Below are 23,272 nucleotides of genomic sequence, written 5' to 3' on the forward strand. Positions count from 1 at the left end.
CAAAGACCTTACAAACTTCCCGCCTGACGACCTTTGCCCGCAGAAGTTAATGTTCTCCCCGTTTGTTTACCGTTGAGGCTTTCCAGACGCATCTGGAAGGGCGGGAATGGCATATCAATACCGTGGGCATGGAATCCTGCCAGAATCAGCTGGTGAATCTCATGGCGTAGTGGCATGCGGTGACCCATCTCAGCGGCGTAAATACGCAGCTCGAAAATCTGAATCCCCTGTTGTAGATCCACCAGGAAGACTTCCGGTGCTGGGTTATCGATCACCAGCGAGCAGCGACGCGCTGCGGTTAGCAGGATTTCCGTCACTTCTTCACTGTTGGCATCGGCTGGGGCCGGAATCGTCAACACCACGCGCGTGACCGAGTCAGAGAGCGACCAGTTGATAAACTGCTCGGTAATAAACGCCTTGTTTGGCACGATTATCTCTTTACGGTCCCAGTCGCTGATGGTGGTGGCGCGGGTGTTAATTTTCGTCACGCTACCGGTGAGATCGCGGATCGTCACCGTATCGCCAATACGAATCGGTTTTTCGAACAGGATGATCAGGCCAGAGATAAAGTTGGCGAAAATTTCCTGCAAACCAAAGCCCAGACCAACACCGAGCGCGGCGACCAGCCACTGCAATTTCGACCACTCAATACCAATCATTGAGAAGCCGACCAGCCCGCCAATCAGCATCAGCAGATATTTGGTGATGGTGGTGATGGCGTAACCAGTGCCCGGCGTTAAATCGAGGTGCTGCAAAATCGCCAGTTCCAGCAGCGCGGGCAGGTTGCGCACCAGCTGCGTGGTGATGATAAACACCAGAATGGCAATTAGCACCGCACCGAGGGTAATCGGCTCCAGGCTTTCCACGCCCTGTACCGTGGAAGTGACATCCCACAGCGAAATATTTTCGAGGAAGCCGAAAGCGGAATGGATTTCTGACCACAGCACAATGACTGAAAGTAGGGCGATCAACATCAGGATTGAGCGCACCAGCCGCAAGGATTGTGCACTGATAGCATCGAGATCGACTTCACTTTCATCGACTTCAATTGCCCCTTCCGGGCTACTGTGATGATGCGCTTCCTCTTCGCCACGCGCACGCTGCGCTAACATCTCTGCCCGGCGATGCTTCGCCCGGTCAAACGCCAGCCTGCGGCGTTGGATCAGCATCCAGCGGCGGATAACGTGATAAACCACTAATAGTAGGAACCAGATGGCAACTGAGGTTTCAAGCCTTGCTAACAGTGCCTGCGCCGTTGCCAGATAACCCACCGCCGACGCCAGAATGGCTACCAACGGCGCGCCAATCATCATGTTCCACAGCATATGGTTGGTAATGTTGTCGCCGCTGCCTTCTTTGTTGAGATACAACGGAATCCCGGCCTTTTTCAGGCTGAGGGTGACCACCGCCAGTGCACCGCAAATGAGGATAAAACAAAGCCGTCCCAGCGAACCGGAGAATTCACGGTCGTCGAGGTTATCGAACATCATCAGCGCCATAATCAGCGGCACAATAAGCCCGATGCTCATCAGGTAGTAACGCATCCCACGGGAAACCCGTTCGCGTGGCCAGCCGAAATGAGCGATAAACAAGCCGTTCGGACGGGCAAAGGTGGCGCAAATCATCACTACCCACAGCAGCGGTACGGTGGCCGTTACGCCATCACCAATTGCGACCGCCAGCGGATAAGGCCACGCCTCGCGCAAGCCGTAACCCAGCGTCATCCACAGCACCGGTAGCGGCGAGGCGACGAGAATCGACCAGAAAAGGGTGCGCAACGTCAGCCAGAAGTGATCCTGAGTCACTTTGCCGACTTTCGCCGCCGAACGTTCAAGAAAACGGGTGAAATAGCGGCGTGAGTAAATACTGCAACCGACCAGAATCAACGCGCCAAACAGCGGCAAAATCGTCTCTTTGCTGGTCAGCATCATTACGCTGGCTTTGCCCAACTGACTGAAGGTGTCCAGCGAAATGAGACGACGCAGATCCTGAGCGATCTCCAGCGGCCAGGCGATGGTCATCGGGCGCACGTCAGAAGTCCAGAACAGGTAGCGGTGCGTCGCTTCATTCACTTCTTTCAGCGCATCTTCCAGTTGCCCGTTGGAGACTTTCAGCTTGGTCAGCTCCAGCAGTAACGTGTCGCCACCCTGCAACAATGAGTTCAGCAACTCACGCTGAGTGCGCAGCTGTGCTTCCAGAATACGGTTTTGCTCGGCGGTCAGCGGCTGACCGTCTGCCTGATGGATTTGCCGTAGCAGCGGCTGTTTATTGAGCAGATCCTCATAACGTAACCGTTGCACACGCAACTGCGCCATTTCGGTATCAAGCTGTTGTGGTTTTGGCATTTCCGGCAGCCGTGCCACCTGCGCCCGCAACGCTTCACCGAGTAGGTTGGACGATCCCAGCCATTGTGATTGTTCACGCAGCGTATTCAACGCCTGCCGGACCTGTAACGTCTGGCTGGCAGCCTGACGCTGTTGCGAGGCAACGAGATCCATCCGCTGCGCCTGTTGATTCAACGCCGCCGACAGCTCGCGGTTAATTTTGAATTGCGCGACGATATCTTTCGGCAAATCGGCACTGTTTTCCGCCAGAAGTTCGGTGCTTTCCAGCGCCCGCTCCGCCTCAAGCTGACGTTGGCTGTTCAACTGATTACGCAAGGCCTGCAAATATGCATCCAGCTGCTGGCTCTCTTTTTCCGCCAGCTCTGAGCGTAAACGCGCTAATTCTTGCCTGTTATTGGCAGACAGCTGTGCCAGTTCCAGTTCATCAACGAGCGCCTTCAGTCGCGCAGAGTCAGACTGCAAAGCAAAATTTTGCGCCTGATTAAGCGGGGTATTGCCGGTAAGCGTTCCAAGGCGGCGCTCGATTTCATTCAACTGGCGGCGGGCGTCAGTTTGCTGTTGCGGCAGTTGATTCAGCGAATCGGCAATCTCGCGGGCGCGCTCCTGCTCTTGCTGGGCCTGACGGCTCTTATCCAGTAACTGACTGCTGACCTGGAGAATTTCCTGATTCAGCGCGTCGGTAGACATTCCCGGCGATACGCTGCGCGGCTCGTCACGCATGTTGTTTAATTGCGCGCGCAGAGTAGCGGAAAGTTTCGGGTAATTATCAATGACTTCTTGATATTGCTTGATGCGCTCAAGGGAACCTTTTCGTTCCTCAAGCGCATTTAAGGCGGACTGGAGTGCCTCTACGACTTCCGGCTGCGCGGGTTTCGCCGCTTTTGCCTGCTCCAGTTCCTGGGTGATTTGTTTACTATCGGGGGCCGTCGCGGCGTACGCCCCCCAACTGAGGCACCAGGCCATCAGAAAAGTGATAATCAGGCGCACGTCAGCGTTTCCTTTGATGGATTAGACCTGGTCTTTTTTGTCGTCAACCAATGGGCTGGCGTCGTGTTCTGCCTCGATCTCTTCGGCAGGAAGCGGGGCAGGTTCTGCGTCTGGCGCAACAAAGGTTTCGGTAGATACTGCCAGCGGCTGACCAATTTTCGTGACAGACAGGCTTTCCAGTTGCTCAACCAGATTAACTTTACCCGGTGCAAACAGGTTGATAACGGTAGAGCCGAGTTTAAAGCGACCCATTTCCTGGCCTTTCAGCAGCGCCACAGAACCGTCGTTTTCTCCGGCAGGCCAGGTCCAGCGCTTGATGATGCCTTCGCGCGGCGGCGTAATGGTGCCCGCCCAGACAGTTTCAATGCTGCCAACAATCGTCGCCCCGACCAGAATCTGTGCCATCGGGCCAAATTCGGTATCGAACAGGCAGATCACGCGTTCGTTACGGGCAAACAGATTCGGCACGTTCTGAGCGGTGAGATGGTTAACGGAGAAGAGATCGCCCGGCACATAGATCATCTCACGCAGAATACCGTTGCACGGCATGTGTACGCGGTGGTAGTCACGCGGGGAGAGGTAAGTGGTCACAAACGTACCGTTACGGAAAAGATCCGCCATCAGATAGTTACCTGCCAGCAGAGCTTCGAGGCTGTAGTTGTGGCCTTTAGCTTGCAGGATTTTATCTTCTTCGATTTTACCTAACTGGCTGATAACGCCATCGGCAGGCATGACCAGTACATTCGGATCGGTATCGATTGGGCGTACTTCGTCACGCAGCGGACGGACAAAGAATTCGTTAAAGGTGCGGTAGCTGGCGGTGTCCGGCTTTTGCGCCTCTTTCATGTCGACCTTGTAGTATTTAACGAACAGATCGATAACCAGTTTTGTCAGCCATCCTGCCCGCTTGCTTGCGCCCCAACCCGCCAGGCGAGTAAGCCATAATTTCGGCAGAATGTACTGTAGCGAAAGTTTAAATGAATTTAACAAGGTAGCCTCCAGGCCATTGTTTTGTCGTTCCTGATCCGGCCTACATGCCGGATCCTGAAAAAAAGGGGACGATTCTAACGACGGTTAGCTTAATTGTCAGTCATCCGTATCAGAAAAGTTTTTACGCGTTTTTACCTGCGCCATGCTTTCCAGAATACGGTGATAGTTTTCGAAACGGGTTTCCGCGATTTTCCCTTCCTCAACTGCTTCCCGGATAGCGCAGCCCGGATCGGTATCGTGTTTGCAATCGCGATATTTACACAGACCTAAGTAGTCATGGAATTCGACAAAACCCCGAGTAATTTGTTCCGGATCCAGATGCCAGAGACCAAACTCACGCACACCTGGGGAATCAATCACATCACCGCCGTGCGGGAAGTGATACAGCCGCGCGGCAGTCGTGGTGTGCTGACCAAGCCCCGAGTTATCCGAGACGTCGTTGGTCAGGATCTCTTTTTGCAGCCCCAGCAACGCGTTCAGCAGGCTGGATTTGCCGACGCCAGACTGCCCGGCAAAAATACTGATGCGCCCGGTCAACGCCTCTTCCAGCGGTTTCAGTCCATCCTGAGTATGACTGGAAACCATCAATACGCGATAACCGATATTGCGGTAGATATCCATCTGCTCGTTGACGAATTCCATGCCTTCGTCGTCCAGCAGGTCTATCTTGTTGAGCACAATAATCGGCTCAATCTGCAAGGTTTCGCAGGCCACCAGGTAACGGTCGATAATATTGAGCGACAGCTCCGGCAAAATGGCGGAGACAATAACAATCTGGTCGATGTTGGCAGCAATGGGTTTCACACCGTCGTAGAAATCCGGGCGCGTCAACACTGAGGTGCGCTCATGCACCGCTTCCACGATCCCTTTGACATTTACGCCTTCCGCCGCCGGTTTACCCGGACGCCAGACTACGCGATCGCCGGTCACCAGCGAACGGATGGTACGGCGAATATTGCAGCGGTGAACGTCGCCATCGGCGGATTCCACATCAGCGTGCATACCAAAGCGGCTGATGACGATACCTTCATCAGGCTCGCCAAACAGATTGTCGTCGTAGTCGGGCTTCTCCTTAGACGTTTTAAGACGACGCTGGTGATTGGCGTTCACGCGGCGCTGCTGGCCTTTGGAGAGTTTATTTTTACTCAATCGTACTGACTCCTGGTCGCCCCTGATGGGCAAAACATCTATGATACACGCAATTGTGGATCAATATAGTCACTGTGAATGGGTGGAAAATAGCATGAGTGCCAATGAAAACAACCTGATTTGGATCGATCTTGAGATGACCGGTCTGGATCCCGAGCGCGATCGCATTATTGAGATTGCCACGCTGGTGACCGATGCCAACCTGAATATTCTGGCAGAAGGGCCGACCATTGCAGTACACCAGTCTGATGAACAGCTGGCGCTGATGGATGACTGGAACGTGCGCACCCATACCGCCAGCGGGCTGGTGGAGCGCGTGAAAGCGAGCACAATGGGCGATCGTGAAGCTGAACTGGCAACGCTCGAATTCTTAAAACAGTGGGTGCCTGCGGGAAAATCGCCGATTTGCGGTAACAGCATCGGCCAGGATCGTCGCTTCCTGTTTAAATACATGCCGGAGCTGGAAGCCTACTTCCACTACCGTTATCTGGATGTCAGCACACTGAAAGAGCTGGCGCGCCGCTGGAAGCCGGAAATTCTTGATGGTTTTACCAAGCAGGGGACGCATCAGGCGATGGATGATATCCGTGAGTCGGTGGCAGAACTGGCTTACTACCGCGAGCATTTTATCAAGCTGTAAAATTTTTCCTGGTCACGTAAGCGCCGGAATCCACTTGCGGCGGCGTGATTTTGACGCTAAATTGAACGTCTTGCTGATAATTTCAGCACTTGAGATAAAAACTCAAAAAAAAATTTTTAGGGGGGTTGCAGAGGAAAAGATTTCTCGTATAATGCGCCTCCCGTAACGACGCAGAAATGCGAAAATTACGAAAGCAAAATTAAGTAGTACGCGGGAATAGCTCAGTTGGTAGAGCACGACCTTGCCAAGGTCGGGGTCGCGAGTTCGAGTCTCGTTTCCCGCTCCAAAATTTGAAAAGTGCTGCAAAGCACAGACCACCCAATCGCAGTATTTCGAATTGTGACAAGGCGGCAACTGAACGAATCCTTGGGAGCTTACAAAAGTAAGTGACTAAGGTGAGTGAAGGCAGCCAAGGCAGTAGCGGTTCGAAAGACGAAGATTAAGCGGGAATAGCTCAGTTGGTAGAGCACGACCTTGCCAAGGTCGGGGTCGCGAGTTCGAGTCTCGTTTCCCGCTCCAAAATTTGAAAGTGCTGCAAAGCACAGACCACCCAAGCGGGAATAGCTCAGTTGGTAGAGCACGACCTTGCCAAGGTCGGGGTCGCGAGTTCGAGTCTCGTTTCCCGCTCCAAATTCTTCTCTCAATAAAATATCCACAGCGACGCGATGCGTTATTGCTGGTTTTTGTTGTCTCTGACAAACTCTTGTAAACAGAGTTATCCACAGCCTCATGTCGTAATCTTAATTTCAAAGAAACTTCGCACGGTGAATAGTATTTTTTTAACTTATTGATATATAGGTTGAAAATTAAGATCTCGTTTTGTCGAGTCGATCACTTGACGATTTTATTCGCCTTGAATTGCAATGCGTTTTTATTTTTATTCACAAGCTGTGGATGAATCAGGCGTCACGCGGTAACCCTTTTTCAATCACCCGAACCAGACGCTGTTTTTTCGGTAGTTGTACCTCTACGACGCACGCATTTCGCCTCTCGATTTGCTGCGCAATCGCCCACGCTATGTGCTCATCAAGAAGTGGGTGCTCACCTTTACGACTTTCCAGCGCTGTCAAAATCGTTTTATCCCAGGGGGCATTGCCTAATGCCACGGCGATATTACGCAGCCAACGCAGGTGACCTATACGGCGAATCGCCGAACCTTCCGTGACTTTTAAAAACTTCTCTTCACTCCAGGCGAATAACTCAATGAGTTCCGGTGCGTGTAGTGGTTTGCGCGGGCTGAAATCGTCTTCTGTAGTGAGTTGCGAATAGCGATTCCATGGGCAGATAAGCTGGCAGTCATCGCAACCGTAAATACGGTTTCCCATCAATGGACGCAGCTCTTCCGGGATCGCCCCTTCCAGTTCAATGGTGAGATAAGAGATACAGCGGCGAGCATCGACGGTATATGGCTCGACGATGGCGCCGGTCGGGCAAATCGTCATACAGGCCACGCATTTACCACATCCTTCCTCGACCGGTTGATCCACGGGCAGCGGAATATCGACCAGTAATTCACCTAAAAAGAAGAACGAACCGGCCTCGCGATTGAGGATAAGTGAGTGCTTACCTGTCCAGCCAAGACCTGCTTTTTCAGCTAACGGGCGCTCGAGAATAGGCGCAGAATCGACAAACGGTCTAAAATTCAGCGAAACACAATGTTGCTGAATCATCTCGCCAAGCTTTTTGAGTCGGTTGCGCAGAAGTTTGTGATAGTCACGGCCCAACGCATAACGACTTACATAGCCGAGTTTGGGGTTTTTCAGCGTGCTGGCAAATGCAGCGTTAGCAGGAAGGTAATTCATCCGCACGCTGATGACGCGCAGCGTACCGGGCAATAACTCATGGGGGCGGGCGCGCAGCATACCGTGACGCGCCATCCAGTCCATTTCGCCGTGGTATTGTTTGTCCAGCCATGCTTGCAGTTTGGGCTCGGACGCGCTGAGATCGGTATCGGTAATACCTACCTGCTGAAAGCCCAGTTCCAGCCCCCACTGTTTAATTTTTTGCGCTAACTGATTGAGATCGAGGGGCTCTGACATGACGGACCATACAATGAAGAAAAACCCCGTAAGTATACCACACACCGTCTGGCACGCCGACGATATCCGCCGCGGCGAACGCGAGGCGGCAGATTCGTTGGGGCTTACACTCTATGAACTGATGCTTCGCGCTGGTGAAGCCGCATTTCAGGTGTGTCGTTCGGCTTATCCTGATGCCTTCCACTGGCTGGTGCTGTGCGGTCATGGCAATAACGGCGGCGATGGTTATGTGATTGCGCGGCTGGCAAAAGCGGTCGGCATTGAGGTCACGCTGCTGGCCCAGGAAAGTGACAAATCGTTACCGGAAGAGGCCGCGCAGGCACGCGATGCATGGTTAAACGCGGGAGGCGAGATCCATGCTTCGAATATTGTCTGGCCTGAGTCGGTAGATCTGATTGTTGATGCGCTGCTCGGTACCGGATTGCAGCACGCGCCCCGCGTATCCATTAGCCAGTTAATCGACCACGCTAATACTCACCCTGCGCCGATTGTGGCGGTTGATATCCCTTCCGGCCTGCTGGCTGAAACCGGCGCTACGCCAGGCGCGGTAATCAACGCCGATCACACCATCACTTTTATTGCGCTGAAACCTGGCTTGCTCACCGGGAAAGCACGGGATGTTACCGGAAAACTGCATTTTGACTCGCTGGGGCTGGACAATTGGTTGGCAGGTCAGGAGACGAAAATTCAGCGGTTTTCGGCAGAACAACTTTCTCACTGGCTGAAACCGCGTCGCCCGACTTCGCATAAAGGCGATCACGGGCGGCTGGTGATTGTTGGTGGCGATCACGGCACGGCGGGGGCTATTCGTATGACGGGGGAAGCGGCACTGCGTGCTGGTGCTGGTTTAGTCCGAGTACTGACCCGCAGTGAGAACATTGCGCCGCTGCTGACTGCACGACCGGAATTGATGGTGCATGAACTGACTATGGACTCTCTTACCGAAAGCCTGGAATGGGCCGATGTGGTGGTGATTGGTCCCGGTCTGGGCCAGCAAGAGTGGGGGAAAAAAGCCCTGCAAAAAGTTGAGAATTTTCGCAAACCGATGTTATGGGATGCCGATGCATTGAACCTGCTGGCAATCAATCCTGATAAGCGTCACAATCGCGTGATCACGCCGCATCCTGGCGAGGCCGCACGGTTGTTAGGCTGTTCCGTCGCTGAAATTGAAAGTGACCGCTTACATTGCGCCCAACGTCTGGTACAACGTTATGGCGGCGTAGCGGTGCTGAAAGGTGCCGGAACCGTGGTCGCCGCCCATCCTGACGCTTTAGGCATTATTGATGCCGGAAATGCAGGCATGGCGAGCGGCGGCATGGGCGATGTGCTCTCTGGTATTATTGGCGCATTGCTTGGGCAAAAACTGTCGCCGTATGATGCAGCGTGCGCGGGCTGTGTCGCCCACGGTACGGCAGCTGACGTACTGGCGGCGCGTTTTGGAACGCGCGGAATGCTGGCGACCGATCTCTTTTCCACGCTACAGCGTATTGTTAACCCGGAAGTGACTGATAAAAACCATGATGAATCGAGTAATTCCGCTCCCTGATGAGCAGGCAACATTAGACCTGGGCGAGCGGGTAGCGAAAGCCTGCGATGGTGCAACCGTAATCTATCTGTATGGCGATTTAGGCGCAGGTAAAACCACCTTTAGCCGGGGCTTTTTACAGGCTCTGGGTCATCAGGGTAATGTCAAAAGCCCCACTTATACGCTGGTCGAACCCTATACGCTCGACAATTTAATGGTGTATCACTTTGATTTATACCGCCTTGCCGATCCCGAGGAGCTGGAGTTTATGGGGATCCGCGATTATTTTGCCAACGATGCCATCTGCCTGGTGGAGTGGCCACAACAAGGTACAGGTGTTCTTCCTGACCCGGATGTCGAAATACACATTGATTATCAGGCACAAGGCCGTGAGGCGCGCGTGAGTGCGGTTTCCTCTGCGGGTGAATTGTTGCTGGCGCGTTTAGCCGGTTAACCTTTGAAAGGTGGCGGGATGATGTATCGCATCAGAAATTGGTTGGTAGCGACGTTGCTGCTGCTGTGCGCGCAGGCTGGCGCCGCTACGCTCTCTGATATTCAGGTTTCTAACGGTAATCAACAGGCGCGAATAACATTGAGTTTTACTGGCGATCCTGATTACGCGTTTAGCCATCAAAACAAACGCACCGTGGCGCTCGATATCAAACAAACGGGCGTGATTCAGGGGCTACCGTTGTTGTTCAGCGGTAATAATCTGGTGAAGGCGATTCGCTCTGGAACGCCTAAAGATGCACAAACGCTACGGCTAGTGGTCGATCTCACCGAAAACGGTAAAACCGAAGCGGTGAAGCGGCAGAATGGTAGCAATTACACTGTCGTCTTTACGATTAACGCCGATGTGCCGCCCCCGCCTCCTCCGCCGCCTGTGGTTGCGAAGCGCGTTGAAACGCCTACGGTTGTAGCACCGCGCGTCAGCGAACCGGCGCGCAATCCGTTTAAAACGGAAAGTAACCGCACTACGGGTGTTATCAGCAGTAATACGGTAACGCGTCCGGCAGCGCGCGCGACGGCTAACACAGGCGATAAAATTATCATCGCTATTGATGCCGGACACGGCGGTCAGGATCCTGGCGCTATCGGCCCTGGTGGCACGCGGGAGAAAAATGTCACCATCGCCATCGCGCGTAAATTGCGTACTTTACTCAATGACGATCCAATGTTTAAAGGCGTTTTAACCCGTGACGGGGATTACTTTATCTCGGTAATGGGGCGCAGCGATGTGGCACGTAAGCAAAACGCCAATTTCCTCGTGTCGATTCACGCTGATGCCGCACCGAACCGCAGTGCGACTGGCGCTTCCGTATGGGTGCTCTCTAACCGTCGCGCCAACAGCGAAATGGCCAGCTGGCTGGAGCAGCATGAGAAACAGTCGGAGCTGCTGGGTGGGGCGGGCGATGTGCTGGCGAACAGTCAGTCTGACCCGTATTTAAGCCAGGCGGTGCTGGATTTACAGTTCGGTCATTCCCAGCGGGTAGGGTATGATGTAGCGACCAGTATGATCAGTCAGTTGCAACGCATTGGCGAAATACATAAACGTCGACCAGAACATGCCAGCCTTGGCGTTCTGCGTTCGCCGGATATCCCATCAGTACTGGTCGAAACCGGTTTTATCAGCAACAACAGCGAAGAACGTTTGCTGGCGAGCGACGATTACCAACAACAGCTGGCAGAAGCCATTTACAAAGGCCTGCGCAATTATTTCCTTGCGCATCCGATGCAATCTGCGCCGCAGGGGGCAACGGCACAAACGGCCAGCACGGTGACGACGCCAGATCGCACGCTGCCAAACTAAGGATGATTGATGCCAATTCAGGTCTTACCGCCACAACTGGCGAACCAGATTGCCGCAGGTGAGGTGGTCGAGCGACCTGCGTCGGTAGTCAAAGAACTGGTGGAAAACAGCCTCGATGCGGGTGCGACGCGTATTGATATTGATATCGAACGCGGTGGGGCGAAACTTATCCGCATTCGTGATAACGGCTGCGGTATCAAAAAAGATGAACTGGCGCTGGCGCTGGCGCGTCATGCTACCAGTAAAATCGCCTCTCTGGACGATCTCGAAGCTATTATCAGCCTGGGGTTCCGCGGTGAGGCGCTGGCGAGTATCAGTTCAGTTTCCCGTCTAACGCTCACTTCGCGCACCGTAGATCAGCAGGAAGCCTGGCAGGCGTATGCCGAAGGGCGCGATATGGACGTGACGGTTAAACCGGCGGCGCATCCGGTGGGAACGACGCTGGAAGTGCTGGATCTGTTCTACAACACCCCGGCGCGGCGGAAATTCCTGCGTACCGAGAAAACCGAATTTAACCATATTGATGAAATCATCCGCCGCATTGCGCTGGCGCGTTTCGACGTCACTATCAATCTGTCGCATAACGGCAAAATAGTTCGCCAGTACCGCGCAGTGCCGGAAGGCGGGCAAAAAGAACGGCGTTTAGGCGCGATTTGCGGCACCGCTTTTCTCGAACATGCGCTGGCGATTGAATGGCAGCACGGCGATCTCACGCTGCGCGGTTGGGTGGCAGATCCAAACCACACCACGCCCACACTGGCAGAAATTCAGTATTGCTACGTGAATGGTCGCATGATGCGCGATCGCTTGATCAATCATGCGATCCGTCAGGCCTGTGAAGACAAACTGGGGGCCGATCAGCAACCGGCATTTGTGTTGTATCTGGAGATCGACCCACATCAAGTGGACGTCAACGTGCACCCCGCCAAACACGAAGTGCGTTTCCATCAGTCGCGTCTGGTGCACGACTTTATCTATCAGGGCGTGCTGAGTGTGCTACAACAACAGCTGGAAACGCCGCTGCCACTGGACGATGAACCTCAACCTGCACCGCGCACCATTCCGGAGAACCGCGTGGCCGCCGGGCGTAATCATTTTGCTGAACCGGCAGTTCGTGAACCGGTAGCCCCCCGCTACTCTCCTGCGCCCGCCTCTGGTGGTCGTCCAGCAGCTTCCTGGCCGAATGCGCAGCCAGGCTACCAGAAACAGCAAGGTGAAGTGTATCGCCAGCTTTTGCAAACGCCTGCGCCGATGCAAAAACCAAAAGCACCTGAACCGCAGGAGCCAGCGCTTGCGGCGAACAGTCAGAGTTTTGGTCGGGTACTGACTATCGTCCATTCCGACTGTGCGTTGCTGGAGCGCGACGGCAACATTTCACTTTTAGCCCTGCCAGTGGCAGAACGTTGGCTGCGTCAGGCGCAGTTGACGCCGGGTGAAACGCCAGTTTGCGCTCAGCCGTTGCTTATTCCGTTGCGGCTAAAAGTTTCTGGCGAAGAAAAATCGGCATTAGAAAAAGCGCAGTCTGCCCTGGCGGAATTGGGTATTGATTTCCAGTCCGATGCACAGTATGTGACCATCAGGGCCGTGCCTTTACCCTTACGCCAACAAAATTTACAAATCTTGATTCCTGAACTGATAGGCTACCTGGCGAAGCAGTCCGTATTCGAACCTGGCAATATTGCGCAGTGGATTGCACGAAATCTGATGAGCGAACATGCGCAGTGGTCAATGGCACAGGCCATCACCCTGCTGGCGGACGTGGAACGGTTATGTCCGCAACTTGTGAAAACGCCGCCGGGTGGTCTGTTACAATCTGTTGATTTACATCCGGCGATAAAAGCCCTGAAAGATGAGTGATATCAGTAAGGCGAGCCTGCCTAAGGCGATTTTTTTGATGGGGCCGACGGCCTCCGGTAAAACGGCGTTAGCCATTGAGCTGCGTAAAATTTTACCAGTAGAGTTGATAAGCGTTGATTCTGCCCTTATTTACAAAGGGATGGATATCGGGACGGCGAAGCCGAACGCTGAAGAGTTACTCGCCGCGCCGCACCGATTGCTGGATATTCGCGATCCGTCGCAGGCTTATTCGGCCGCTGATTTTCGCCGCGATGCGCTGGCGGAAATAGCCGATATCACCGCGGCGGGGCGGATCCCACTATTAGTGGGCGGTACGATGTTGTATTTCAAGGCATTGCTGGAAGGGTTGTCTCCGCTACCGTCGGCGGACTCCGAAGTGCGGGCCAGAATTGAGCAACAGGCGGCAGAGCAAGGTTGGGAGTCATTGCATCGTCAACTTCAGGAGATCGATCCGGTTGCGGCAGCAAGGATTCATCCAAATGATCCACAAAGGCTTTCCCGGGCACTGGAAGTTTTTTTCATTTCGGGTAAAACTTTAACGGAACTGACGCAAACGTCAGGAGACGCTCTACCGTATCAGGTGCATCAGTTCGCCATCGCCCCGGCGAGCCGTGAACTGCTCCATCAACGAATTGAGCAGCGTTTTCATCAGATGTTGGCTTCAGGTTTTGAAGCAGAAGTCCGGGCGCTTTTTGCCCGAGGAGATTTGCATACGGACTTGCCTTCCATTCGTTGCGTGGGTTATCGCCAGATGTGGTCTTACCTTGAAGGCGAAATCTCATACGATGAAATGGTTTATCGAGGTGTTTGCGCCACGAGACAGTTGGCGAAGCGGCAGATAACCTGGCTGCGTGGTTGGGAAGGGGTTCACTGGCTTGACAGTGAAAAACCAGAACAGGCGCGTGACGAAGTATTACAGGTTGTTGGTGCTATCGCAGGCTGAATGTGTACAATTGAGACGTATCGTGCGCAATTTTTTCAGAATCGAAAGGTTCAAAGTACAAATAAGCATATAAGGAAAAGAGAGAATGGCTAAGGGGCAATCTTTACAAGATCCGTTCCTGAACGCACTGCGTCGGGAACGTGTTCCAGTTTCTATTTATTTGGTGAATGGTATTAAGCTGCAAGGACAAATCGAGTCTTTTGATCAGTTCGTGATCCTGTTGAAAAACACGGTCAGCCAGATGGTTTACAAGCACGCGATTTCTACTGTTGTCCCGTCTCGCCCGGTTTCTCATCACAGTAACAACGCCGGTGGCGGTACCAGCAGTAACTATCATCATGGTAGCAGCGCGCAGAATACTTCCGCGCAACAGGACAGCGAAGAAACCGAATAAGGTTTCATGCTGTTTTTTTTACACGGGGAGCCAGCGATCCTGCGTTCCCCGCTGATCTATTTAGAGGGTTATACGCTTGTTTGACCGTTATGATGCTGGTGAGCAGGCGGTACTGGTACACATCTATTTTACGCAAGACAAAGATATGGAAGACCTCCAGGAGTTTGAATCTCTGGTTTCTTCCGCCGGTGTCGAAGCATTGCAGGTGATTACCGGTAGCCGTAAAGCGCCGCACCCAAAGTATTTTGTAGGTGAAGGTAAAGCAGTTGAAATTGCGGAAGCTGTCAAAGCGACGGGTGCTTCGGTCGTTCTTTTTGACCATGCCCTGAGCCCGGCGCAAGAGCGTAACCTGGAGCGTTTGTGCGAGTGTCGTGTTATCGACCGCACCGGCCTTATTTTAGATATTTTCGCCCAACGTGCGCGTACCCATGAGGGTAAGTTGCAGGTTGAGCTGGCGCAGTTGCGCCATCTGGCTACGCGCCTGGTGCGTGGCTGGACCCACCTTGAAAGACAGAAAGGCGGGATCGGTTTGCGTGGTCCGGGTGAAACCCAGCTCGAAACCGACCGTCGTTTGTTGCGTAATCGCATCGTGCAGATACAGTCGCGCCTGGAAAGAGTTGAAAAACAGCGTGAGCAGGGGCGGCAATCGCGTATCAAAGCCGACGTTCCTACTGTTTCGCTGGTGGGATATACCAACGCCGGTAAATCTACCCTTTTCAATCGCATCACCGAAGCGCGGGTCTATGCGGCAGACCAGTTGTTTGCCACCCTCGACCCGACGTTGCGGCGTATTGACGTCGCGGATGTCGGTGAAACCGTGCTGGCAGATACCGTAGGGTTTATTCGCCACCTGCCGCACGATCTGGTGGCGGCATTTAAAGCCACGTTACAAGAGACGCGGCAAGCCACATTGCTGCTGCACGTCATTGACGCGGCAGATGTGCGAGTACAAGAAAACATCGAAGCGGTGAATACGGTTCTTGAAGAGATCGATGCTCACGAGATCCCAACCCTGCTGGTGATGAACAAGATCGATATGCTGGAAGATTTTGAACCGCGTATTGATCGGGACGAAGAGAACAAACCGATCCGTGTCTGGCTTTCTGCGCAGACCGGAGCGGGGATACCACAGCTTTTTCAGGCTTTGACGGAGCGGCTTTCCGGCGAGGTGGCGCAGCATACATTGCGTCTGCCGCCGCAGGAAGGGCGTCTGAGAAGTCGTTTTTATCAGCTTCAGGCAATAGAAAAAGAGTGGATGGAGGAGGACGGCAGCGTAAGTCTGCAAGTTCGTATGCCGATCGTTGACTGGCGTCGCCTCTGCAAACAAGAACCGGCGTTGATCGATTACTTGATCTAACGGCGTAGCGTCTGAAGCGTGGAGTCATATCCTCTGGCGTCGAAAGACAACAGGGATCACCGCATAACAAATATGGAGCACAAACATGGCGTGGAATCAGCCCGGTAATAACGGACAAGACCGCGACCCGTGGGGAAGCAGCAAACCTGGCGGCAACTCTGAGGGAAATGGAAACAAAGGCGGTCGCGATCAAGGGCCACCTGATTTAGATGATATCTTCCGCAAACTGAGCAAAAAGCTCGGTGGTCTGGGCGGCGGTAAAGGCACCGGATCTGGCGGTGGTAATTCATCGCAAGGCCCGCGCCCGCAGCTTGGCGGTCGTGTCGTTACCATCGCAGCGGCAGCGATTGTCATTATTTGGGCGGCCAGTGGTTTCTACACCATTAAAGAAGCCGAACGCGGCGTGGTAACACGCTTTGGTAAATTCAGCCATCTGGTTGAGCCGGGTCTGAACTGGAAACCGACGTTTATCGACGAAGTCAAACCGGTGAACGTGGAAGCCGTGCGTGAACTGGCTGCTTCCGGTGTGATGCTGACGTCGGACGAAAACGTGGTGCGCGTTGAGATGAACGTACAGTACCGCGTCACCAATCCGGAAAAATATCTGTATAGCGTGACCAGCCCGGATGACAGCCTGCGTCAGGCTACCGACAGCGCCCTGCGTGGGGTTATCGGTAAATACACCATGGACCGCATTCTGACGGAAGGTCGTACCGTGATTCGTAGCGATACTCAGCGCGAACTGGAAGAGACGATTCGTCCGTATGACATGGGTATCACTCTGCTGGACGTCAACTTCCAGGCAGCTCGTCCGCCGGAAGAAGTAAAAGCGGCGTTTGACGATGCGATTGCCGCGCGTGAAAACGAACAGCAATACATTCGTGAAGCAGAAGCGTATACCAACGAAGTTCAGCCGCGTGCGAACGGTCAGGCGCAACGTATCCTCGAAGAGGCGCGTGCGTACAAGGCTCAGACTATCCTGGAAGCCCAGGGTGAAGTGGCACGCTTTGCTAAACTTCTGCCGGAATATAAAGCTGCGCCGGAAATTACCCGCGAGCGTCTGTATATCGAGACGATGGAAAAAGTGTTGGGCAACACCCGCAAAGTGCTGGTTAACGATAAAGGTGGCAACCTGATGGTTCTGCCGTTAGACCAGATGCTGAAAGGTGGTAACGCCCCTGCGGCGAAGAGCGATAACGGTGCCAGCAATCTGCTGCGTCTGCCGCCAGCCTCTTCCTCCACAACCAGTGGAGCAAGCAACACGTCGTCCACCAGTCAGGGCGATATTATGGACCAACGCCGCGCTAACGCGCAGCGTAACGACTACCAGCGTCAGGGGGAATAACGATGCGTAAGTCAGTTATCGCGATTATCATCATCGTGCTGGTAGTGCTTTACATGTCTGTCTTTGTCGTCAAAGAAGGTGAGCGCGGTATTACGCTGCGTTTTGGTAAGGTACTGCGTGACGATGACAACAAACCTCTGGTTTATGAGCCGGGTCTGCATTTCAAGATACCGTTCATTGAAACGGTGAAAATGCTCGACGCACGTATTCAGACCATGGACAACCAGGCCGACCGCTTTGTGACCAAAGAGAAGAAAGACCTGATCGTCGACTCTTACATCAAATGGCGCATCAGCGATTTCAGCCGTTACTACCTGGCAACGGGTGGTGGCGACATTTCGCAAGCGGAAGTGCTATTGAAACGTAAGTTCTCTGACCGTCTGCGTTCTGAAATTGGTCGTCTGGATGTTAAAGATATCGTCACCGATTCCCGTGGTCGTCTGACCCTGGAAGTGCGTGACGCGCTAAACTCCGGTTCTGCGGGTACAGAAGATGAAGTTACTACCCCGGCAGCGGATAACGCCATTGCCGAAGCGGCAGAGCGCGTAACGGCTGAGACGAAGGGCAAAGTTCCGGTCATCAACCCGAACAGTATGGCGGCGCTGGGTATTGAAGTTGTCGATGTGCGTATCAAGCAGATTAACCTGCCGACCGAAGTGTCTGAAGCGATCTACAACCGTATGCGCGCCGAGCGTGAAGCGGTAGCACGTCGTCACCGTTCACAAGGTCAGGAAGAAGCGGAAAAACTGCGCGCGACTGCCGACTATGAAGTGACCAGAACGCTGGCAGAAGCTGAGCGTCAGGGCCGCATCATGCGTGGTGAAGGCGATGCAGAAGCAGCCAAACTGTTTGCTGATGCATTCAGTAAAGATCCGGACTTCTACGCATTCATCCGTAGCCTGCGTGCTTATGAGAACAGCTTCTCTGGCAATCAGGACGTGATGGTCATGAGCCCGGACAGCGATTTCTTCCGCTACATGAAGACGCCGACTTCCGCAACGCGTTAATATAACGACTGCGGTACAGGTCAATAAAGCCACCGCATCCTCAGGGATGTCGGTGGTTTTCTTTTTCTATAAGGATAATGAATGAATTCGACAATCTGGCTGGCGCTTGCCCTGGTTTTGGTGCTGGAAGGTTTAGGGCCGATGCTTTACCCGAAGGCATGGAAGAAGATGATCGCTGCGATGACCAATTTGCCCGATAATATTTTACGTCGTTTTGGCGGTGGACTTGTGGTTGCGGGCGTTGTGGTCTACTACATGTTGAGGAAAACGATTGGCTGAACAAAAAACAGACTGATCGAGGTCATTTTTGAGTGCAAAAAGTGCTGTAACTCTGAAAAAGCGATGGTAGAATCCATTTTTAAGCAAACGGTGATTTTGAAAAATGGGTAACAACGTCGTCGTACTGGGCACCCAATGGGGTGACGAAGGTAAAGGTAAGATCGTCGATCTTCTGACTGAACGGGCTAAATATGTTGTACGCTACCAGGGCGGTCACAACGCAGGCCATACTCTCGTAATCAACGGTGAAAAAACCGTTCTCCATCTTATTCCATCAGGTATTCTCCGCGAGAATGTAACCAGCATCATCGGTAACGGTGTTGTGCTGTCTCCGGCCGCGCTGATGAAAGAGATGAAAGAACTGGAAGACCGTGGCATCCCCGTTCGTGAGCGTCTGCTGCTGTCTGAAGCATGTCCGCTGATCCTTGATTATCACGTTGCGCTGGATAACGCGCGTGAGAAAGCGCGCGGCGCGAAAGCGATCGGCACCACGGGTCGTGGTATCGGGCCTGCTTATGAAGATAAAGTGGCACGTCGTGGTCTGCGTGTTGGCGACCTTTTCGACAAAGAAACCTTCGCTGAAAAACTGAAAGAAGTGATGGAATATCACAACTTCCAGTTGGTTAACTACTACAAAGCTGAAGCGGTTGATTACCAGAAAGTTCTGGATGATACGATGGCTGTTGCCGACATCCTGACTTCTATGGTGGTTGACGTTTCTGACCTGCTCGACCAGGCGCGTCAGCGTGGCGATTTCGTCATGTTCGAAGGTGCGCAGGGTACGCTGCTGGATATCGACCACGGTACTTATCCGTACGTAACTTCTTCCAACACCACTGCAGGTGGCGTGGCGACCGGTTCCGGCCTGGGCCCGCGTTATGTTGATTACGTTCTGGGTATCCTCAAAGCTTACTCCACTCGTGTAGGTGCAGGTCCGTTCCCGACCGAACTGTTTGATGAAACTGGTGAGTTCCTCTGCAAGCAGGGTAACGAATTCGGCGCAACTACGGGTCGTCGTCGTCGTACCGGCTGGCTGGACACCGTTGCCGTTCGTCGTGCGGTACAGCTGAACTCCCTGTCTGGCTTCTGCCTGACCAAACTGGACGTTCTGGATGGCCTGAAAGAGGTGAAACTCTGCGTGGCTTACCGTATGCCGGATGGTCGCGAAGTGACTACCACTCCGCTGGCAGCAGACGATTGGAAAGGTGTAGAGCCGATTTACGAAACCATGCCGGGCTGGTCTGAATCCACCTTCGGCGTGAAAGATCGTAGCGGTCTGCCGCAGGCGGCACTGAACTACATCAAGCGTATTGAAGAACTGACCGGTGTGCCGATCGATATCATCTCTACCGGCCCGGATCGTACTGAAACCATGATTCTGCGCGACCCGTTCGACGCGTAATTCTGGTACGCCTGGCAGATATTTTGCCTGCCGGGCTAACAGTGTGATACATTGCTGTGTCGGGTAAGCCATTACGCTATCCGACACAGTGTTAAATCCTCGCTTTTTTCCTTCCCCGAACTGAAATAAATTAGCGACACAGCTTGTGGCTGGTTTATCATCAATATAAATGTATTTTTTCCCGCTTTCCCTTTTGAGGTTGATGTGCAGTTAACGAGTTTCACTGATTACGGATTACGTGCGCTGATCTACATGGCGTCATTGCCAGAAGGGCGGATGACCAGTATTTCTGAAGTGACTGACGTCTACGGCGTCTCCCGTAATCATATGGTCAAAATAATCAATCAACTTAGTCGTGCCGGCTACGTGACTGCTGTTCGTGGAAAAAATGGCGGCATTCGCCTGGGTAAACCGGCGAGTGCGATACGTATTGGTGATGTGGTGCGCGAGCTGGAGCCCTTATCGCTGGTGAATTGCAGCAGTGAGTTTTGCCACATTACACCTGCCTGTCGGTTGAAACAGGCGCTTTCTAAGGCCGTGCAAAGTTTTCTTATGGAACTGGATAACTACACGCTTGCCGATTTGGTTGAAGAGAATCAACCGCTTTATAAATTATTGCTGGTGGAGTGACGAAAATCTTCATCAGAGATGACAACGGAGGAACCGAGATGTCACAAGATCCTTTCCAGGAACGCGAAGCTGAAAAATACGCGAATCCCATCCCTAGTCGGGAATTTATCCTCGAACATTTAACCAAACGTGAAAAACCGGCCAGCCGTGATGAGCTGGCGGTAGAACTGCACATTGAAGGCGAAGAGCAGCTTGAAGGCCTGCGTCGCCGCCTGCGCGCGATGGAGCGCGATGGTCAACTGGTCTTCACTCGCCGTCAGTGCTATGCGCTGCCGGAACGCCTCGACCTGGTGAAAGGTACCGTTATTGGCCACCGTGATGGCTACGGCTTTCTGCGGGTTGAAGGACGTAAAGATGATTTGTATCTCTCCAGCGAGCAGATGAAAACATGCATTCATGGCGATCAGGTGCTGGCACAGCCGCTGGGCGCTGACCGTAAAGGCCGCCGTGAAGCGCGTATTGTCCGCGTACTGGTACCAAAAACCAGCCAGATTGTTGGTCGCTACTTTACCGAAGCGGGTGTCGGCTTTGTGGTTCCTGACGACAGTCGTTTGAGCTTCGATATCTTAATCCCGCCCGATCAGATCATGGGCGCGCGGATGGGCTTTGTGGTGGTGGTTGAACTGACCCAACGCCCGACTCGCCGTACCAAAGCGGTGGGTAAAATCGTCGAAGTGCTGGGCGATAATATGGGGACTGGCATGGCGGTTGATATCGCTCTGCGCACCCATGAAATTCCGTACATCTGGCCGCAGGCTGTTGAGCAACAGGTTGCCGGGCTGAAAGAAGAAGTACCGGAAGAGGCGAAAGCTGGCCGTGTCGATCTGCGCGATTTACCGCTGGTCACCATTGATGGCGAAGACGCCCGTGACTTTGACGATGCAGTTTACTGCGAGAAAAAACGCGGCGGCGGCTGGCGTTTGTGGGTCGCAATTGCCGATGTCAGCTACTATGTGCGTCCGCCAACACCGCTGGACAGAGAAGCGCGTAACCGTGGTACGTCGGTGTACTTCCCTTCGCAGGTTATCCCGATGCTGCCGGAAGTGCTCTCTAACGGCCTGTGCTCGCTCAACCCGCAGGTAGACCGCTTGTGTATGGTTTGCGAGATGACCATTTCGTCGAAAGGCCGCCTGACGGGCTACAAATTCTACGAAGCGGTGATGAGCTCTCACGCGCGTCTGACCTACACCAAAGTCTGGCATATTCTGCAGGGCGATCAGGATCTGCGCGAGCAGTACTCCCCGCTGGTTAAGCATCTCGAAGAGCTGCATAACCTCTATAAAGTGCTGGATAAAGCCCGTGAAGAACGCGGCGGGATCTCGTTTGAGAGCGAAGAAGCGAAGTTCATTTTCAACGCTGAACGCCGTATTGAGCGTATCGAACAGACCCAGCGTAACGACGCACACAAGTTAATTGAAGAGTGCATGATTCTGGCGAATATCTCGGCGGCGCGTTTCGTTGAGAAGGCCAAAGAACCGGCACTGTTCCGTATTCACGACAAGCCGAGCACTGAAGCAATAACCTCTTTCCGTTCAGTGCTGGCGGAGCTGGGGCTGGAATTGCCTGGCGGTAACAAGCCGGAACCGCGTGACTACGCGGAACTGTTGGAATCGGTTGCTGACCGTCCTGACGCAGAAATGCTGCAAACCATGCTGTTGCGCTCGATGAAACAAGCGATTTACGATCCGGAAAACCGCGGTCACTTCGGTCTGGCATTGCAGTCCTATGCGCACTTTACTTCGCCGATTCGTCGTTATCCTGATCTGACGCTCCACCGCGCCATTAAGTATCTGCTGGCGAAAGAGCAAGGGCATCAGGGCAACACCACTGAAACCGGCGGCTACCATTATTCGATGGAAGAAATGCTGCAACTGGGTCAGCACTGTTCGATGGCGGAACGTCGTGCCGACGAAGCAACGCGCGATGTGGCTGACTGGCTGAAGTGTGACTTCATGCTCGACCAGGTAGGTAACGTCTTTAAAGGCGTGATTTCCAGTGTCACTGGCTTTGGCTTCTTTGTTCGCCTGGATGACTTGTTCATCGATGGTCTGGTCCACGTCTCTTCGCTGGACAATGACTACTATCGCTTTGACCAGGTGGGACAACGCCTGATGGGTGAATCCAGCGGCCAGACTTATCGCCTGGGCGATCGCGTGGAAGTTCGCGTCGAAGCGGTTAATATGGACGAGCGCAAAATCGACTTTAGCCTGATCTCCAGCGAACGCGCACCGCGCAACGTCGGTAAAACCGCGCGCGAGAAAGCGAAAAAAGGCGATGCAGGCAAAAAAGGCGGCAAGCGTCGTCAGGTTGGTAAAAAGGTAAACTTTGAGCCAGACAGCGCTTTCCGCGGCGAGAAAAAAACGAAGCCGAAAGCGGCGAAGAAAGACGCGAGAAAAGCGAAAAAGCCATCGGCGAAAACGCAGAAAATAGCCGCAGCGACCAAAGCGAAGCGTGCGGCGAAGAAAAAAGTGGCAGAGTGATCATTACCCTCTTCAAACAGAAGAGGGTCAGATTGCTGACAAAATGCGCTTTGTTCATGCCGGATGCGGCGTGAACGCCTTATCCGGCCTACA

19 protein-coding genes and 3 tRNA genes are annotated in these 23,272 nt (G+C 53.5%); 18 read left to right on the plus strand and 4 right to left on the minus strand.

The window, feature by feature from the left end; genetic code table 11:
* Window positions 1-8: 8 nt before the first annotated feature.
* From mscM to rsgA, 3 genes are all read right to left on the minus strand, one after another.
* Complete coding sequence (gene mscM / locus QUE34_RS25165) at window positions 9-3,332, minus strand: miniconductance mechanosensitive channel MscM (protein ID WP_001236835.1); 3,324 nt, start codon at window positions 3,330-3,332, stop codon at window positions 9-11.
* 21 nt (window positions 3,333-3,353) lie between these two features.
* On the minus strand, window positions 3,354-4,322 hold the full coding sequence (gene asd / locus QUE34_RS25170) for an archaetidylserine decarboxylase (RefSeq protein WP_032185738.1): 969 nt from the start codon (window positions 4,320-4,322) through the stop codon (window positions 3,354-3,356).
* Between the two features lie 96 nt (window positions 4,323-4,418).
* The gene (rsgA, locus tag QUE34_RS25175) at window positions 4,419-5,471 is read right to left on the minus strand and encodes a small ribosomal subunit biogenesis GTPase RsgA (protein ID WP_000041975.1); all 1,053 of its coding nucleotides are present in this window, start codon (window positions 5,469-5,471) and stop codon (window positions 4,419-4,421) included.
* 94 nt (window positions 5,472-5,565) lie between these two features.
* On the opposite strand from rsgA, the gene orn reads away from it, so the two are divergent.
* The 5 genes from orn (at window position 5,566) to QUE34_RS25200 (ending at window position 7,028) form a co-directional block, all read left to right on the plus strand.
* Entirely contained in the window at window positions 5,566-6,111 is a 546-nt protein-coding gene (gene orn, locus QUE34_RS25180; protein ID WP_001295188.1) for an oligoribonuclease, read from the plus strand.
* Window positions 6,112-6,321: 210 nt separating this feature from the next.
* Window positions 6,322-6,397, plus strand: a tRNA-Gly gene (locus QUE34_RS25185).
* A 157-nt stretch (window positions 6,398-6,554) separates the two neighbouring features.
* Window positions 6,555-6,630, plus strand: a tRNA-Gly gene (locus QUE34_RS25190).
* 35 nt (window positions 6,631-6,665) lie between these two features.
* Window positions 6,666-6,741, plus strand: a tRNA-Gly gene (locus tag QUE34_RS25195).
* 233 nt (window positions 6,742-6,974) lie between these two features.
* The gene (locus tag QUE34_RS25200) at window positions 6,975-7,028 is read left to right on the plus strand and encodes a hypothetical protein (RefSeq protein ID WP_010723271.1); all 54 of its coding nucleotides are present in this window, start codon (window positions 6,975-6,977) and stop codon (window positions 7,026-7,028) included.
* Here QUE34_RS25200 and queG read toward each other — a convergent pair.
* Entirely contained in the window at window positions 7,011-8,150 is a 1,140-nt protein-coding gene (gene queG / locus QUE34_RS25205; RefSeq protein WP_032185740.1) for a tRNA epoxyqueuosine(34) reductase QueG, read from the minus strand. The genes QUE34_RS25200 and queG overlap by 18 nt on opposite strands.
* On the opposite strand from queG, the gene nnr reads away from it, so the two are divergent.
* The 13 genes from nnr to rnr all read left to right on the plus strand — a co-directional run bounded on the left by nnr (window position 8,149) and on the right by rnr (window position 23,179).
* Complete coding sequence (gene nnr / locus QUE34_RS25210; RefSeq protein WP_077630126.1) at window positions 8,149-9,696, plus strand: bifunctional ADP-dependent NAD(P)H-hydrate dehydratase/NAD(P)H-hydrate epimerase; 1,548 nt, start codon at window positions 8,149-8,151, stop codon at window positions 9,694-9,696. The two genes, queG and nnr, sit on opposite strands and share 2 nt — an antisense overlap.
* Entirely contained in the window at window positions 9,668-10,129 is a 462-nt protein-coding gene (gene tsaE, locus QUE34_RS25215; RefSeq protein ID WP_000981977.1) for a tRNA (adenosine(37)-N6)-threonylcarbamoyltransferase complex ATPase subunit type 1 TsaE, read from the plus strand. Before nnr ends, tsaE begins: the two co-directional genes overlap by 29 nt.
* Before the next feature lie 18 nt (window positions 10,130-10,147).
* Window positions 10,148-11,485: an N-acetylmuramoyl-L-alanine amidase AmiB gene (gene amiB, locus QUE34_RS25220; protein WP_032304356.1), complete on the plus strand. Its 1,338-nt coding sequence runs from the start codon at window positions 10,148-10,150 to the stop codon at window positions 11,483-11,485.
* A gap of 9 nt (window positions 11,486-11,494) precedes the next feature.
* Window positions 11,495-13,342, plus strand: coding sequence for a DNA mismatch repair endonuclease MutL (gene mutL / locus QUE34_RS25225; RefSeq protein WP_032304357.1), 1,848 nt, complete (start codon window positions 11,495-11,497; stop codon window positions 13,340-13,342).
* Entirely contained in the window at window positions 13,335-14,285 is a 951-nt protein-coding gene (gene miaA, locus QUE34_RS25230; protein ID WP_105268499.1) for a tRNA (adenosine(37)-N6)-dimethylallyltransferase MiaA, read from the plus strand. The genes mutL and miaA overlap by 8 nt, the downstream gene beginning before the upstream one ends.
* An 85-nt stretch (window positions 14,286-14,370) precedes the next feature.
* Window positions 14,371-14,679 (plus strand): RNA chaperone Hfq, encoded by a 309-nt coding sequence (gene hfq / locus QUE34_RS25235; RefSeq protein WP_001051883.1) that lies wholly within the window; start codon window positions 14,371-14,373, stop codon window positions 14,677-14,679.
* Between the two features lie 76 nt (window positions 14,680-14,755).
* Window positions 14,756-16,036, plus strand: coding sequence for a ribosome rescue GTPase HflX (gene hflX / locus QUE34_RS25240; protein ID WP_000460360.1), 1,281 nt, complete (start codon window positions 14,756-14,758; stop codon window positions 16,034-16,036).
* Between the two features lie 85 nt (window positions 16,037-16,121).
* The gene (hflK, locus tag QUE34_RS25245) at window positions 16,122-17,381 is read left to right on the plus strand and encodes an FtsH protease activity modulator HflK (RefSeq protein WP_000312477.1); all 1,260 of its coding nucleotides are present in this window, start codon (window positions 16,122-16,124) and stop codon (window positions 17,379-17,381) included.
* A 2-nt stretch (window positions 17,382-17,383) separates the two neighbouring features.
* The gene (hflC, locus tag QUE34_RS25250; RefSeq protein ID WP_001232412.1) at window positions 17,384-18,388 is read left to right on the plus strand and encodes a protease modulator HflC; all 1,005 of its coding nucleotides are present in this window, start codon (window positions 17,384-17,386) and stop codon (window positions 18,386-18,388) included.
* Window positions 18,389-18,469: 81 nt separating this feature from the next.
* Complete coding sequence (locus QUE34_RS25255; RefSeq protein WP_001089292.1) at window positions 18,470-18,667, plus strand: DUF2065 domain-containing protein; 198 nt, start codon at window positions 18,470-18,472, stop codon at window positions 18,665-18,667.
* 103 nt (window positions 18,668-18,770) lie between these two features.
* Window positions 18,771-20,069 carry an adenylosuccinate synthase gene (gene purA / locus QUE34_RS25260; RefSeq protein WP_000527955.1) on the plus strand — a complete coding sequence of 433 codons (1,299 nt, stop codon included), beginning with the start codon at window positions 18,771-18,773 and terminating at the stop codon, window positions 20,067-20,069.
* A 204-nt stretch (window positions 20,070-20,273) separates the two neighbouring features.
* Window positions 20,274-20,699 (plus strand): nitric oxide-sensing transcriptional repressor NsrR, encoded by a 426-nt coding sequence (gene nsrR / locus QUE34_RS25265; protein ID WP_001177637.1) that lies wholly within the window; start codon window positions 20,274-20,276, stop codon window positions 20,697-20,699.
* Between the two features lie 38 nt (window positions 20,700-20,737).
* Window positions 20,738-23,179 (plus strand): ribonuclease R, encoded by a 2,442-nt coding sequence (rnr, locus tag QUE34_RS25270; protein ID WP_000076292.1) that lies wholly within the window; start codon window positions 20,738-20,740, stop codon window positions 23,177-23,179.
* Window positions 23,180-23,272: the final 93 nt, after the last annotated feature.

It is taken from the genome of Escherichia sp. KS167_9B (assembly GCF_030295215.1).
GTDB classification, from domain to species: domain Bacteria; phylum Pseudomonadota; class Gammaproteobacteria; order Enterobacterales; family Enterobacteriaceae; genus Escherichia; species Escherichia coli_F.

Coding starts and splice junctions, on each gene's coding strand:
- orn (WP_001295188.1), top strand. CDS start 5,566: ATGAGTGCCAATGAAAACAACCTGATTTGGATCGATCTTGAGATGACC.
- nnr (WP_077630126.1), top strand. CDS start 8,149: ATGACGGACCATACAATGAAGAAAAACCCCGTAAGTATACCACACACC.
- queG (WP_032185740.1), bottom strand. CDS start 8,150: ATGTCAGAGCCCCTCGATCTCAATCAGTTAGCGCAAAAAATTAAACAG.
- tsaE (WP_000981977.1), top strand. CDS start 9,668: ATGATGAATCGAGTAATTCCGCTCCCTGATGAGCAGGCAACATTAGAC.
- amiB (WP_032304356.1), top strand. CDS start 10,148: ATGATGTATCGCATCAGAAATTGGTTGGTAGCGACGTTGCTGCTGCTG.
- mutL (WP_032304357.1), top strand. CDS start 11,495: ATGCCAATTCAGGTCTTACCGCCACAACTGGCGAACCAGATTGCCGCA.
- miaA (WP_105268499.1), top strand. CDS start 13,335: ATGAGTGATATCAGTAAGGCGAGCCTGCCTAAGGCGATTTTTTTGATG.
- hfq (WP_001051883.1), top strand. CDS start 14,371: ATGGCTAAGGGGCAATCTTTACAAGATCCGTTCCTGAACGCACTGCGT.
- hflK (WP_000312477.1), top strand. CDS start 16,122: ATGGCGTGGAATCAGCCCGGTAATAACGGACAAGACCGCGACCCGTGG.
- hflC (WP_001232412.1), top strand. CDS start 17,384: ATGCGTAAGTCAGTTATCGCGATTATCATCATCGTGCTGGTAGTGCTT.
- QUE34_RS25255 (WP_001089292.1), top strand. CDS start 18,470: ATGAATTCGACAATCTGGCTGGCGCTTGCCCTGGTTTTGGTGCTGGAA.
- purA (WP_000527955.1), top strand. CDS start 18,771: ATGGGTAACAACGTCGTCGTACTGGGCACCCAATGGGGTGACGAAGGT.
- rnr (WP_000076292.1), top strand. CDS start 20,738: ATGTCACAAGATCCTTTCCAGGAACGCGAAGCTGAAAAATACGCGAAT.